General features: G+C 42.4%; 15 protein-coding genes. 11 read left to right on the forward strand and 4 right to left on the reverse strand.

Going from position 1 to position 12,660, the window contains the following annotated elements; genetic code table 11:
* Positions 1-24: 24 nt before the first annotated feature.
* Positions 25-1,056: an ABC transporter permease gene (locus ACZ9AO_RS05695; protein ID WP_476108629.1), complete on the forward strand. Its 1,032-nt coding sequence runs from the start codon at positions 25-27 to the stop codon at positions 1,054-1,056.
* Positions 1,031-1,825, forward strand: a complete 795-nt coding sequence (locus ACZ9AO_RS05700) for an ABC transporter ATP-binding protein (protein ID WP_048678506.1) — start codon at positions 1,031-1,033, stop codon at positions 1,823-1,825. The genes ACZ9AO_RS05695 and ACZ9AO_RS05700 overlap by 26 nt, the downstream gene beginning before the upstream one ends.
* Before the next feature lie 157 nt (positions 1,826-1,982).
* Here the strand turns inward: ACZ9AO_RS05700 and ACZ9AO_RS05705 are convergent, their stop codons facing one another.
* Complete coding sequence (locus tag ACZ9AO_RS05705) at positions 1,983-2,534, reverse strand: MerR family transcriptional regulator (RefSeq protein ID WP_063594070.1); 552 nt, start codon at positions 2,532-2,534, stop codon at positions 1,983-1,985.
* A gap of 285 nt (positions 2,535-2,819) precedes the next feature.
* Between ACZ9AO_RS05705 and ACZ9AO_RS05710 the strand changes: the two genes are divergently transcribed.
* Positions 2,820-3,251 (forward strand): VOC family protein, encoded by a 432-nt coding sequence (locus ACZ9AO_RS05710; RefSeq protein WP_133347701.1) that lies wholly within the window; start codon positions 2,820-2,822, stop codon positions 3,249-3,251.
* Positions 3,252-3,361: 110 nt separating this feature from the next.
* On the opposite strand, the gene proC is transcribed toward ACZ9AO_RS05710, so the two are convergent.
* Entirely contained in the window at positions 3,362-4,207 is an 846-nt protein-coding gene (gene proC / locus ACZ9AO_RS05715; RefSeq protein WP_476108630.1) for a pyrroline-5-carboxylate reductase, read from the reverse strand.
* A 737-nt stretch (positions 4,208-4,944) separates the two neighbouring features.
* Between proC and ACZ9AO_RS05720 the strand changes: the two genes are divergently transcribed.
* From ACZ9AO_RS05720 to ACZ9AO_RS05730, 3 genes are all read left to right on the forward strand, one after another.
* On the forward strand, positions 4,945-5,913 hold the full coding sequence (locus ACZ9AO_RS05720) for an MBL fold metallo-hydrolase (RefSeq protein ID WP_476108631.1): 969 nt from the start codon (positions 4,945-4,947) through the stop codon (positions 5,911-5,913).
* A 24-nt stretch (positions 5,914-5,937) separates the two neighbouring features.
* Complete coding sequence (locus ACZ9AO_RS05725; RefSeq protein ID WP_095678600.1) at positions 5,938-6,729, forward strand: SDR family NAD(P)-dependent oxidoreductase; 792 nt, start codon at positions 5,938-5,940, stop codon at positions 6,727-6,729.
* Between the two features lie 149 nt (positions 6,730-6,878).
* Positions 6,879-7,406 (forward strand): hypothetical protein, encoded by a 528-nt coding sequence (locus ACZ9AO_RS05730; RefSeq protein WP_421162631.1) that lies wholly within the window; start codon positions 6,879-6,881, stop codon positions 7,404-7,406.
* Between the two features lie 51 nt (positions 7,407-7,457).
* Here ACZ9AO_RS05730 and ACZ9AO_RS05735 read toward each other — a convergent pair whose 3' ends face one another.
* Positions 7,458-8,117 (reverse strand): C40 family peptidase, encoded by a 660-nt coding sequence (locus ACZ9AO_RS05735; RefSeq protein WP_191928981.1) that lies wholly within the window; start codon positions 8,115-8,117, stop codon positions 7,458-7,460.
* Positions 8,118-8,531: 414 nt separating this feature from the next.
* Here ACZ9AO_RS05735 and ACZ9AO_RS05740 point away from each other — a divergent pair, with 414 nt between their 5' ends.
* From ACZ9AO_RS05740 to ACZ9AO_RS05750, 3 genes are all read left to right on the forward strand, one after another.
* Positions 8,532-9,791 carry a Y-family DNA polymerase gene (locus ACZ9AO_RS05740; protein ID WP_476108632.1) on the forward strand — a complete coding sequence of 420 codons (1,260 nt, stop codon included), beginning with the start codon at positions 8,532-8,534 and terminating at the stop codon, positions 9,789-9,791.
* Between the two features lie 26 nt (positions 9,792-9,817).
* On the forward strand, positions 9,818-10,150 hold the full coding sequence (locus tag ACZ9AO_RS05745; RefSeq protein ID WP_054400243.1) for a YolD-like family protein: 333 nt from the start codon (positions 9,818-9,820) through the stop codon (positions 10,148-10,150).
* Between the two features lie 224 nt (positions 10,151-10,374).
* Positions 10,375-10,698, forward strand: coding sequence for an iron-sulfur cluster biosynthesis family protein (locus ACZ9AO_RS05750; protein ID WP_063595027.1), 324 nt, complete (start codon positions 10,375-10,377; stop codon positions 10,696-10,698).
* 43 nt (positions 10,699-10,741) lie between these two features.
* Here ACZ9AO_RS05750 and ACZ9AO_RS05755 read toward each other — a convergent pair whose 3' ends face one another.
* Positions 10,742-11,641 carry an alpha/beta hydrolase gene (locus tag ACZ9AO_RS05755; protein WP_476108633.1) on the reverse strand — a complete coding sequence of 300 codons (900 nt, stop codon included), beginning with the start codon at positions 11,639-11,641 and terminating at the stop codon, positions 10,742-10,744.
* 130 nt (positions 11,642-11,771) lie between these two features.
* Between ACZ9AO_RS05755 and ACZ9AO_RS05760 the strand changes: the two genes are divergently transcribed.
* Both ACZ9AO_RS05760 and ACZ9AO_RS05765 read left to right on the forward strand, forming a co-directional pair.
* A complete protein-coding gene (locus ACZ9AO_RS05760) occupies positions 11,772-12,032 on the forward strand; it encodes a YqkE family protein (RefSeq protein ID WP_048680192.1) in 261 nt (86 codons plus the stop codon).
* A gap of 163 nt (positions 12,033-12,195) precedes the next feature.
* A complete protein-coding gene (locus tag ACZ9AO_RS05765; protein ID WP_251540872.1) occupies positions 12,196-12,633 on the forward strand; it encodes a MarR family winged helix-turn-helix transcriptional regulator in 438 nt (145 codons plus the stop codon).
* The last annotated feature ends 27 nt before the right edge of the window (positions 12,634-12,660 follow it).

The raw sequence follows: 12,660 nt of genomic DNA on the forward strand, positions 1-12,660 counted from the left end.
TTTGTTCGGGGAAGGAAGAAAAAAATGTTCTCAGCCTTATTCAACTCTTTTGAGTCGGGAATGATTTATGCAATCATGGCACTTGGTGTCTATTTAACATTCAGGATTCTCGATTTCCCGGATATGACTGTGGAAGGCAGTTTTGTGACAGGGGCGTCTGTTGCCGCGATTATGATCGTTAACGGTTACTCGCCGATCGTAGCCACGTTGTGTGCCATGGTGGCAGGGTTCATCGCTGGGACGATAACGGGGTTCCTTCATACGAAAGGGAAAATCAATCCTCTCTTGGCAGGTATCTTAATGATGATTGCGCTCTACTCGATCAATTTGCGGATCATGGGTGCATCCAACATTCCGTTGCTTTCCCAAACAACCATTATCACGAATATCCAGGATGCCTGGGCTGGCACCGGACTGGACAATTTGTTGAATGGTCTTTTATCATTCGTGGGTCTCGGTGACAGCCTGCCAAAAACGTGGGCCATATTAATCGTTATGCTGGTTGTGGCTGTAGTCATCCAAGCGGGAATGTCAGCGTTTTTAAAAACGGAAATTGGTCTTGCCTTACGGGCGACTGGTGATAATGAAGCCATGGTCAAGAGTTTTTCCGCCCATACCGGCAACATGAAGATCTTAGGACTTGCAATCGGAAATGCACTTGTGGCTTTTTCGGGATCCCTGGTTGCCCAATATAACGGTTTTAGCGATATAGGCATGGGGATTGGAATCATTGTCATCGGATTGGCATCCGTCATAATCGGTGAGGCTCTATTTGGTGCAAAAACGATTGCACGTGCTACGCTGGCTGTTATTGGAGGGGCGATCATTTACCGAATCGTCGTAACCTTGGCACTTCGCGTTGAATTCCTTGAAACGGGAGATGTTAAATTAATTACGGCACTTATTGTGGTCGGGGCACTTGTCATTCCAAAAATTTCCGATAAACAAAAGGAAAAAACCCGGAAGAAAAAGCGGCTTAAAGAAATACAGATGCGTCATGGTGGCACTTTACCGAAAGGGAGGGAAGAATATGCTTCGGTTAAATCAGATTTATAAAGTGTTCAATGAGGGAACACCAGATGAAAAGCTAGCCCTTGGAAATCTGGAACTGCAGATGACAAAAGGTGAATTTGTAACAGTCATCGGTAGTAATGGAGCAGGTAAATCGACTTTGATGAATATGATTTCCGGTAAGATTCTCCCTGATGCCGGTGAAGTCATCATCGATGGTGAAAACGTATCGGCCATTGAAGAACATGCCCGTGCAAAAATGATTGGACGCGTTTTTCAGGATCCCATGCTGGGTACTGCACCGCATATGACAATCGAAGAAAATATGGCAATTGCTTATGGCAGAACCAATAGAAGAGGTTTAGGCTTTGGGGTGACAAAAAAACGGAAAGAACTTTTTAAAGAATGTTTGGGCACCCTTCATTTAGGCTTGGAAAACCGGATGACTGCAAAAGTGGGATTATTGTCAGGAGGGGAGCGTCAGGCACTATCACTGCTGATGGCGACCTTCACCGATCCTAAAATCCTGCTTCTTGATGAACATACTGCAGCGCTTGATCCTTCGCGGGCAGAACTTGTTACAAACCTGACGAAGGAAATCGTCGAAAAGAACCAATTAACGACGTTGATGGTGACTCATAATATGCAGCAGGCAATCGATCTTGGAAATTCCCTGATCATGATGGATAAGGGACAGATCATTTTCGAAGCCAGAGGCGCTGCAAAGCAGAAGTTAACCGTCGAAAAACTGCTTAACGAATTCCAACGCATCAAAGGCGAAAAAATGATCAATGACCGTGCAGTGTTGATTTAAGATGATGAAAAGGCCCGACCCAGGTGAGATTAATCTTGGGTCAGGGCCTTTTTATTTTGGGGTAATTAATAAGATCAGGTCCTATTTCTGAAGAAATGCTTTGCCTAACAAAAATGGTTATTTGTGGGGTACTCATGAAAAATCTTGATATTAGATGTCAATCGCTGTCGGCTGTGCTCCATGATGAACTATCGTTCTTTCTGTTTCCGAAAATCATTTTTATGAATGGCCTTTTCTTCGTCTTTTTAGTGGCAGCAGCTTCTTCAGCCGCGAGGAAATAATCAAAGTGCTGGCCCGTTGGTGTTTCTAACGCTTCGATACGGGCTTCAAGCTTTTTAACGAGTTTGTGCATTTCTTCCATTTCACTTCTGTGCTGTAAAAGCTGATAGGATACAACATCGTCCGCTTTTGTTTTCAGGCCATTTTCAAGCCTGATGACCCGTTCAAGCAGTTGATCATGTTCTTTATTCGGTTCGGAGTGTTTCTGGATGGTTGCTTTTCTAACTTTTTTCTCTGAGATGCTGACCTTTTGGAGAATGATGCCCTCGTTCAGCTGATCTTGGATTTTTCTCAATAATGCAATGTCTTCATCCGAAAACTGGTAGTGGCCAAGCTGATTCCGTTCTACTTCCATGTTCAATTGGGTGACCCAGCGTTGAATCGTACTATGGGAAACATTCAGTAACCGGGCAACTGCACTTGTATTCATCGAGATTCCCCCTTTTGCTTGTTGAATTCGATAAGTGTGGGGGAATTCCTTTACAGATGACAAAACATGTATTCATTCGGCAAAGAAAGTGGAATTCCTACGTAATTTGCATGAGGGTCAATCCAAGGTGGATTCCCCGTGCAACTGCTTTTTGCAAAGTGGTGAGCAGTGTTAGGAACTTTAAAAAGCATTTGCTATGGTATGGGTGATGGTCAATTAAGCTAAAAAGGGAAAAATGATCCAGATGTCGAATTTACCCTTAAAACATGGAAAAGGAGGACTAGCATGAACAGGATCAACATTATAACTTTAGGTGTCAGGGATATTACTCAATCATTAAGGTTTTACCGGGACGGGTTGGGATTCCGTACATTGATTAAAGAGGACGATCCCGCAATCGTTTTTTTTAATAATGCCGGTACGAAACTTGCTTTGTATCCTTTAGAGGAGCTAGCAAAAGACATTAATGAGATAGAACCGCCTAAGAAAAATGGTTTCCCGGGTCTTACGCTCGCTTATAATGCTAAATCCATTGAAGAAGTGGATGAAGTGATCAACAAGGCTGAAAAGGCTGGGGGAACGATCGAGAAATCACCTCAGCATGTTTTTTGGGGAGGATACAGCGGATATTTTTCAGACCCCGATGGTTACTATTGGGAGGTTGCGTATTCGAAGGACTGGAGTTTCGATGAAAATGATATGCTGATTATAAAGTAACGCTCACTTCAGAAGGTTTACCCTTTATAAGATGTATGGATCATATAAAGGGCTGTTGCCTGCCACTGCTGCAGGAGTGGCCAGGCAACAGCCGATCATCATCATGCGGCTTACTGCGAAACTACATATTTGGCCAGTTCTTTACTTATTTGATTGCCCATTCGCTTTGATTGCTCTGTCGCTTCTTGTACACAGGCAATGAATGCATCTTCCACTTGATGTGCTTGTAGAGCCTTCAGACCTGCTTCAGTCGTTCCGCCTGGTGAAGTTACTTCCTTTCTTAGTACGGCAGGCGTTTTAGGTGATTTCTGTAACATGTCGGCTGCGCCCATCAATGTCTGGAGAATCAATTGCTTAGCGGTTTCGGAATCGAGCCCTATTTTTTCCGCTGATTTTTCCAATGCCTCGACCAGGTAATAAATATAAGCAGGACCGCTGCCTGATAAGCCTGTTACCGCATCTAGCTGGGTTTCTTCGACCACTGCCACCGTACCCACCGTTTCAAAAAGGGTAATCGCCGTTTGTAATTGCGAGTCTTTCGTATGACAGTTAGCCGCAAGGGCCGTTGCTGATTTTCCTACAGCTGCCGATGTATTAGGCATGGCACGGACGATCGAAAACCGCTTGTTTGCGATTCCTTCCAAGCTTGATGTATGAACCCCGGCAACAACGGAAATGAACAGCATTTCTTCACGAATGTATTCTTTTATCGATTGCATCGTTTCTAAAATATCTTTCGGTTTCACCGCCAGTACGACAAGGTCTGCATCCTGTATTAATAACTGCAGTGATCGTGTTGCAGTTACACCATATTGGTCCTTTAAATAAACGAACCGATCATCATTTGATTTATTTGTTACAAAAATATTTTCTGGTTCAATTACCTGTTGGGTCACCAGCCCCGAAATGATTGCTTCTGCCATCGATCCAGCTCCGATAAACGCGATTTTTTTCATATTTCCCGCTCCTTTTTCTTTTGAATTTTCGGCCATTATATGAAGGCTGTTTTCACATACTTTGTTGCTATTTACCAGGTAGTGAGTTGTGGTTGATTTCCCTTCCAGATGCTCGCTTTCCGCGGGGCGGGCGGTGAGCCTCCTCGGCGTAAACGCCTGTGGGGTCTCACCTGTCCCGCTGCTCCCGCAGGAGTCTCGCACTTCCGCTCCAATCAACCTTAATTAGTTTCGTTTAAAAACAACAATCTTTACGAAAGAGCCTTTATGAAAAACAAAAAGACCCCTCATCCAATAAAGGACGAAAGGTCTAGCTTCCGTGGTACCACCTTTGTTCAACTTTCCCATAATAAATATACAGAAAAGCTACACTTGATTCCTCTAACGCGGGAATTACGTCAGGTTTTCCTGAAGGCTCATAAGGTAGGTTCAATAATGAGGGGGCGATGAAGCCTTTCAGCACATTCCGAGCTTCATTCTCTTTACGCCATCAATAATTTACTTGGCCTTAATCAAAGCCATGCCGTCTTTAATTACTTGTGATTATGAAGGATATATCAGTACTCTGTCAATGATAATATATGCATGGACGATAAAAAATAGACATGAATTATGTGAAAATAATGACAGTAATTAAAAATACATGTAAAATGGTAATTATACATGATAACTATACTTAGAATCCTGGTTAGCGTATAAAAAGATTTATATAAATATAATTTTCTAAGGTGGAAAAGATTATGACGAATTGGAATGGAGATATTGCGAAAATTGCTTTGCCCACGCCGTTTGCAGTGGGTGATGTGAATGTATATGTCGTTAAAGGGGATGCTTTAACATTAATCGATACCGGAGTGAAAACAAAACGTTCAAAGGAAGCCTTGACTAACGGTCTTGGGGATTTGGGTCTGAAACTGACTGATATCGAACAAATCATTTTAACCCATCATCATCCCGATCATGCTGGTGCACTCGATTTCTTTGAAAAGGATATCCCGGTTTATGGGCACAAAAATAATCAGCGCTGGCTTACTATCAGTGATGAGTTTCTTGAAACCCATAATCGTTTTTTCCTTGATTATGCCAAAAAGTTCGGAGTGGCAGAAGAGCTGAAAAATAAACTGATCCATAACCGCGACGAAATCCGTTTCCTTAGTGAACGGAAGCTGCATGGATATTTGGCTGAGGGGGATGAGCTCCCTGGTCTTCCAGGCTGGAAAGTGATCGAGACTCCAGGGCATGCGCAAAGCCATTTATCTTTTTACCGGGAAAGTGACGGGGTCATGATCGCTGGCGATCACTTGCTTGCCAAGATTTCACCTAACCCATTAATGGAACCACCTATACTCCCTGGAGGCATGAGGCCTCGTCCGTTACTGCAATATAATGCATCACTTCAAAAATTATTGGATTTCCCCATATCCACTGTTTACTCAGGACATGGATCTGAAGTGGCAGGAGATGCAGTTGCAGACTTGATTCAATATAGATTCGAGCGGCAGCATAACCGTGCCATGCAGGTGAAAAGCATGCTTCAAGATAAGCCTTTATCTGTCTTTGAAGTGTGTCAGCAGCTGTTTCCGAAAGTATACCTTCAGGAAGTGGGCCTGACACTTTCGGAAACGGTCGGTCAGCTAGACTATTTAGAAGACTTGGGTGAAGTCCAAACAGAAATCCAATCAGGGGTCATTCTGTATTCAATCGCTTAATGTTCGCAAGGAGGCTCACTTTTTTTGAATAAGTTACAAGGTAAAGTTATTGTTATTACCGGTGCTTCCGGAGGGATTGGCAAGGAAGTTGCCATTCAAAGTGCAAAACAGGGAGGCCGTCTCGTCCTCTTGGCCAGAAGCATGGATAAATTACTGCTGCTGAAGAATGAACTGATCACCCAATATGGGATTGATGCATATGCCTATAAGCTTGACGTTGCAGACACTGATCAGGTGACAAATGTTTTTAATGACATCCATGAGCAAATAGGTGAAGTGGATGTGTTGGTCAACAATGCTGGTTTCGGCACGTTTAAAGAAGCGCAGGATACGGAATTAAATGAAACGAAAGCAATGTTTGCTGTCAACGTCATTGGCTTAATGGCCTGCACAAAGCTGGTTCTGCCGTATATGAAGCAGAGGAAATCGGGGCATATCATCAATATCGCTTCACAGGCCGGTAAAATCGCCACTCCTAAATCAACATTGTACTCTTCTACCAAGTTCGCAGTTCTTGGCTATTCAAACGCACTTCGGCTCGAACTGATGGAAGATCATGTTTTTGTGACCACCGTCAATCCTGGCCCTATAGAAACGAATTTCTTTAACATTGCGGACGAATCAGGTACATACTTAAAGAACGTTGAAAAATTCATGCTTAAGCCTGGAGATGTCGCTGCTAAAATCGTAGCGGCGATGCTGACCAACAAGAGGGAAATCAATCTCCCTGGCTGGATGAATTTAGCTGGGAAATGGTATAACATGTTTCCGAAGATCACCGAAACATTAGGAAAAAAAGCATTTTTCAAAAAGTAGGCTAGTCTTTCGATACCAGACGAAAAATGGTCCAATAATAGGTAAAGGGGAATGTCGATGACATTCCCCTTTTGATTTAACCGAAGTTATCATTTGAATGGGTAACTATTTCATGGGGAGTCCGTCTATTTCTATTAGGAGGGATTTTCATGAAGATGATTGTAAACCTTTATATATATTTATTCGTCGCCCTTATTCTGGGCAGCTGTCAATCCCCCGATTGGAACATGGATGAATCCATTGATAAAGGGGAAGAAGGTTTCATTACGGATCTTGACGATAAAAGGATTTTGATTAAAGGGACGTACTATAAGGTGACCAATGATACATATATTCAAAATCAACATGGTAATGACCTCGATTATTCCGAACTGGAAATTGGGATGAAAGTGAAACCATGGCACCGGGGCGGGGTGAAGAAATCATTTCCTGGGAAAGCGGAAGCGGAATTGATTCTTGTTTTGACGGATGAAAGCAGCTTAGCCGAACAAAGGGCGGTCATTGCTGCTCTCGATCATGTCAGCAAAGCGGAAAGTCAGCGATTCATGGTTCTCGAAGTCGTCCATTTACCCTCAGAGCATGTTTATAATATCGAAATGATGAATCGTTCCAACTTGGATTCTTCATTCACTGTGACTGTTGAGGATGTAACGGATGAAATATTATATATAAAATAAAACGACCGGACTGAATCACTTTGAATTCCGTCCGGTCGTTTGTCCTGGATTTTATAAAGTTTTCGCACCTAAATATTTTGGTTTCCAATAAGAATTATCCATATCCGTAATGGTTATCCCTTTAGAAGACGTAGCACTGATGAATTGACCATTTCCGATATAGATCCCAACATGTGATACTCCTGTACTTCCAGAAGAAGTATCAAAGAATACAAGATCGCCTTTAGATGGTGAAGTTACTTTTAACCCTGTATTGGAATAGAGCAAGGATGTTGTACGCGGTAAGGTAATTCCTTGTGATTTCTGGAATACGTAATAGACGAAGCCTGAACAGTCGAATCCAGTTGGTGTTGTTCCGCCCCATTTGTAGGGTGTGCCGATTAAGGTTTTCGCATAGCTGATCAAGGTTGTATTGTTGACATTATAAACACCAAGTGCATTAAATGTGTTACGGCCGGCAATTCCGTCAGCGGTTAACCCTTTAGATGTTTGGAATTTTTTTACTGCAGATGTAGAATAGGTGCCGTAATATGTAGTCAGTGAACCTGAATATGTGAAATAACCTTTGGTTTTTAAAAGTTGTTGTAATTGTTTGACATCGCTATGTGTCATTCCGGGTCTGAGGGTTTGGTCTCCAATATTGGCAAAAGCTTGCAGTGGGGTTAGCATCATGGCAGATGCAACAGCAGCTGAAGCGATCCATTTCTTCATAATTTTCATTTCCTCTCTATCTATCTCTCTATTATTTCTTAACAATATTATCCTACAATACCATTATGACAAATAGACATAATTTTGGTTACATTTTCATTACAAAAAATGAGCATTAAGACTGGATTCCAAGTAGACGAAAGCCTGTTGAAAAGGGTGGGGGGATTTTAAAAAACTAAGCATATAGACCTACTAAAAATTATTCAAGCTACCAATTAATCTTTTTCAAAAAAACAATCTGGATTCTCAGTTTAAATTTTGTATTTTATCCATTTTTAGTATCTATTATATTTTTCAAGGAAATTACAATAAAAAGTAGAAATTTGTATGAAAACTTCCATTGAATAAGAACGTATATTCGGTTAAAGTTATGAATATAATAAAGCGAACGTATATTCTTGTTAGGGTGAAGAAATGATGGATTATGGGACGATGCCGAAACAATCAATTATGTGTATCGATATGAAAAGTTTTTATGCAAGCTGTTCAGCGGTCATGCTTGGTCTGGACCCGCTTGATTGTTATCTGGCGGTGGTTGGTGATTTGAAGAGGACAGGGAGCATTGTGCTCGCGGCTTCTCCAAAGATGAAGAAGGAATTTGGCATCAAGACAGGTTCGCGGATGTTTGAGATCCCGAATGACCCGAGGATTGTCGTCGTTGAACCTAAAATGGCGACTTATTTAAGGGTTTCGACGGAAATCACCCGCTTGTTCAACCGTTATGTGCCAAAAGAAGCGATTCACGTATATAGTGTGGACGAAAGTTTTGTGAAAGTCGATGGTGCCGCTTCTTTATGGGGAGATGCCCGCATGATAGCTGAAAAGATAAAAGATGAAATTGAACGGGAATTACAGCTCCCCTGTGCCATTGGAATTGGACCGAACATGCTCATGGCAAAACTTTGCCTTGATTTGGAAGCCAAACATCAGGGGATTGCAGAATGGAAGTATGAGGATGTGCCAAGCAAACTTTGGCCGATTTCCCCGCTTCGTGAAATGTGGGGGATCGGCAGGCGCGTAGAAAAAACCCTTCATGGAATGGGTATATTTACGGTTGGGCAGCTTGCCAATTATGATCTTGAATTACTTGAAGCGAAGTTTGGAATTATGGGCAATCAGCTTTACCACCATGCCTGGGGAATAGATTTATCCGATATGGGGGCAGCGATCATCGAAGGGCAGGTGAGCTTCGGCAAAAGTCAAATCCTGCTGTGGGATTATAAGGAGGAGCATGAGGTAAAGCAGGTCATGCTGGAAATTTGCGAAGAAGTTGGAAGAAGGGCACGCACCCATCGCAAGGCAGGAAGGACGGTGAGCCTAAGCATTGGTTACAGCAAGGACGAGTTCGGCGGAGGTTTCCATCGTTCGCGTTCGATTAATGAACCGACCAACATCACGATGGAGTTATATAAAGTTTGCCTGGAGCTTTTCCATGAGAACTATAAGCAAAAAACGGTTCGAAGCATAGAGGTCAGACTCTCGAATATTGTGGATGATAATGAAATGCAGCTGACTTTATTTGATGCTTCGTGCTGGAAGAAGCGGGAATTGAGTTACACGGTTGATCGAATCCGCCACAAATATGGAGCCAAATCGTTATTGCGTGCCGTTTCGTATACAGAAGCAGGTACAGCCGTATACCGAAGCAAGCTGCTTGGTGGGCATAAGGCGTAAGGCTGACTATGAAAGGAGGGAAAAGAATGATTCGTGATCGCGGCCGTATCAAATGGACATCGATGATGTTGCCGGAACATGTGAAGATGCTCCGGGATTGGGTGGTGGAGGATGGCTATGAAACGAAGCGCATCCTGGATGAGCAGCAACTGGAAGAAATGAATGCGGTAATGGGGGAAGCGATGGAGGAAAGAAAGGATGTCACGATTGCTCATTATGAAGGAAACCGGTATCAGCTGTTAATCGGCAGGATCCATTATTATAATGAGCTCACCCAAAAGCTCCATATCGTTGACCGGTTTGAGCAGGCTCACTATATCAGGCTTTCCGATATAGCGGATGTAAGGATAATGGAATGATGAGCGGAAGGGCTGTTCCCCAAGGGACAGCCTTTCATTTTCGAAACGGCATCGTGATGAAAGGACTGACGTGACATAAGAGAATCGGCATTTGTTAGAACGGTCCATGAGGAAAGTGATTTCCGTGAGGGCAGATCTTGCGTAAGGAAGCAGGCAGTTTCGTTAACAGAAACGTTTTTATCGTTTATAATGGGGGAATGCAAAGACATCGGGAGGCAACAATCATGTATATTGAATGGACGGAAACAGCGGCTGAGAAAATAGCCGGTAAGGTACAGGGACAAGAAGGATATTTACAATTGAAATATGATACTGATGGCTGCGGCTGCGTGGTAAGTGGTGTGACGGCGCTATGGTGGGTCAACGAACCTGAAGAAGGTACCGAAAAAGTGGAAACAAACGGAATTCCGCTATATGTTGAGAAATCAAAAATGATTTTTCTTGATGAAGTCATGAAAATAGACTTTGTTCCGGAAGCGAACAGCTTTCAATTAAAAAGTCCGAATCAAATCTTAAATCCGAGGATGAGCTTTTTTAATAAAATATAACTAAAAGCAAAAGAGGGGATCGTGGATACCCTCTCTTTTCTTCTCAGACAAGTTTTAGAAACTGATCGATTTGATCTTCATATTCTTTTGGATTTTCATTATAAGATTGAGCGTGGGCCCCTTTTTTAGCGATGTACAGCTGTTTTGGGCCCTCTTTTGCTGCATATAATTCCGCTGTCATGGAAGCGGGAATGAAACTGTCATTTTCACTATGGATGAAGAGCACGGGTTTTCGGATATTTTTCATATAATCGATTGGGGACACTTCATTGGTCCAATATCCGTCACGGAGTTTGATGAACGTACGCCCGAGCGGAAATACGGTCCAAGAAGGAAATGGGACTTCATGCTTGAGCTGGTGTTTGATCTGATCCTCGAAGTTTGAAAATGGACAGTCGGCAATGTAAAAATCAGCACCATCTTCAAGCATTCCGGCATATAAAAGCAGGGTTACGGCCCCCATGGATTCTCCATGAATGCCAATATGAAGGTCGGGCCCTTTGCGTCTTTTCAATTCATCGATTACGGCCTTCAGGTCGAATTTTTCATAATGTCCATAACTGCTCGTCTTGCCACCGGAATCCCCATGCCGGCGGTGGTCATAAATGATCGCATTGAAGCCCCGCTTAAGAAAAATGTTCATGTACTTAATCGAATTGACTTTGTTCTCCGTCACACCATGAGAAATGACCACCCACTTTTTGGTGTCATGCAGTTCGATAAACAAGCATTTCAAGGAATATCCGGATGGTGACGATACCCAAATTTCCGATTTAGGCAGATTATCAAAATCCTTCGTGATCAGGCGTTTAGCCATGATTTCACGATTCTGGATAAAATCATCTTCCTTCTTTTTCATGTACATGATCCGATTGGAAAAATAAAGGCCGACGCCGATGATATACGCTAGGATTCCAGCCAGTGTAAACCACCATTTCTTCATGAAAGGACCTCCTCGATTGATTTTCTTTATTTTACCATGAGGGAAATGGGAAAACACTGTCTGAAAACCATGATGAGGAAAACAGCAGTCGTGATATAATAATTTCATAAATGGCCAGGAGGTTTTAAGGATGAAAAAGAAACAGCCGCGAAAACAAAATCAAAGCAAAAACCAAGATAAAGATTCATCTTCATTGAAACTCGGTGATATGATCAATCAAGATATCATGTCCCAGCTTCGTCAAAAGCAAAAAGAACTTAATGAGGCTGAACAAGAGAAAAGGGAAGCGGAAGAAGAAAAAAAACGTGAAGAAAGAAAGCGGCGGGAGAAGAATAAATCATTCGAAGAACTATTGGGTGAAAGCAATTTGAACTGGAAGAACTATAAATAAAAACAGGGAGCAGTTAAAATTTTAAAAGGGCTGGCTCCCTTTTTCTGTTCAGGAAGATTTATTCCTTGCTGATATTCCTTTATTTTATAAAGTATAACGATTATATTAAAGATAAGTTCGATATGCTTTCATATCGGATGGACTACTATTAGCTGGTGATAGGATGCAAAATAAAATAGAAAAAGTACTGGAAGACCAATTATGTTTCCTGCTTTATGCAAGTTCGCGGGAAATGACGAAGAAATATAAACCTCTGCTTGATAAACTTGAAGTGACATATCCTCAATATCTTGTTCTGCTTCTATTATGGGAACAGGATACACTTACAGTAAAAAAACTTGGGGAGCTCCTTGCCCTCGACTCAGGAACACTTACCCCCATGTTGAAACGAATGGAGCAGAATGGCTTGATTGTCCGTGAACGTTCCACTGAAGATGAACGGTCTGTCATGATTAAGTTGACGGAAAAGGGACTTGGTTTACGGGAAGATGCCTGTTTCATTCCCGATCGCATTTCGGCAATGTCGGGTGAGGATAAGAAGGTGGTTGAGGATTTAAAAGCTTCGCTGCTCCAACTATTGAAAACATTACAGGAATTTTAGCGAAGAAAAGACGCTTGGGAACCCCAA

It is taken from the genome of Peribacillus sp. TE19612, assembly GCF_056279465.1.

What these genes read in the sequence shown, in the direction of transcription:
- ACZ9AO_RS05695 (WP_476108629.1), top strand. Translation starts at nt 25, where the DNA reads ATGTTCTCAGCCTTATTCAACTCTTTTGAGTCGGGAATGATTTATGCA.
- ACZ9AO_RS05700 (WP_048678506.1), top strand. Translation starts at nt 1,031, where the DNA reads ATGCTTCGGTTAAATCAGATTTATAAAGTGTTCAATGAGGGAACACCA.
- ACZ9AO_RS05705 (WP_063594070.1), bottom strand. Translation starts at nt 2,534, where the DNA reads ATGAATACAAGTGCAGTTGCCCGGTTACTGAATGTTTCCCATAGTACG.
- ACZ9AO_RS05710 (WP_133347701.1), top strand. Translation starts at nt 2,820, where the DNA reads ATGAACAGGATCAACATTATAACTTTAGGTGTCAGGGATATTACTCAA.
- proC (WP_476108630.1), bottom strand. Translation starts at nt 4,207, where the DNA reads ATGAAAAAAATCGCGTTTATCGGAGCTGGATCGATGGCAGAAGCAATC.
- ACZ9AO_RS05720 (WP_476108631.1), top strand. Translation starts at nt 4,945, where the DNA reads ATGACGAATTGGAATGGAGATATTGCGAAAATTGCTTTGCCCACGCCG.
- ACZ9AO_RS05730 (WP_421162631.1), top strand. Translation starts at nt 6,879, where the DNA reads ATGAAGATGATTGTAAACCTTTATATATATTTATTCGTCGCCCTTATT.
- ACZ9AO_RS05735 (WP_191928981.1), bottom strand. Translation starts at nt 8,117, where the DNA reads ATGAAGAAATGGATCGCTTCAGCTGCTGTTGCATCTGCCATGATGCTA.
- ACZ9AO_RS05740 (WP_476108632.1), top strand. Translation starts at nt 8,532, where the DNA reads ATGATGGATTATGGGACGATGCCGAAACAATCAATTATGTGTATCGAT.
- ACZ9AO_RS05745 (WP_054400243.1), top strand. Translation starts at nt 9,818, where the DNA reads ATGATTCGTGATCGCGGCCGTATCAAATGGACATCGATGATGTTGCCG.
- ACZ9AO_RS05750 (WP_063595027.1), top strand. Translation starts at nt 10,375, where the DNA reads ATGTATATTGAATGGACGGAAACAGCGGCTGAGAAAATAGCCGGTAAG.
- ACZ9AO_RS05755 (WP_476108633.1), bottom strand. Translation starts at nt 11,641, where the DNA reads ATGAAGAAATGGTGGTTTACACTGGCTGGAATCCTAGCGTATATCATC.
- ACZ9AO_RS05760 (WP_048680192.1), top strand. Translation starts at nt 11,772, where the DNA reads ATGAAAAAGAAACAGCCGCGAAAACAAAATCAAAGCAAAAACCAAGAT.
- ACZ9AO_RS05765 (WP_251540872.1), top strand. Translation starts at nt 12,196, where the DNA reads ATGCAAAATAAAATAGAAAAAGTACTGGAAGACCAATTATGTTTCCTG.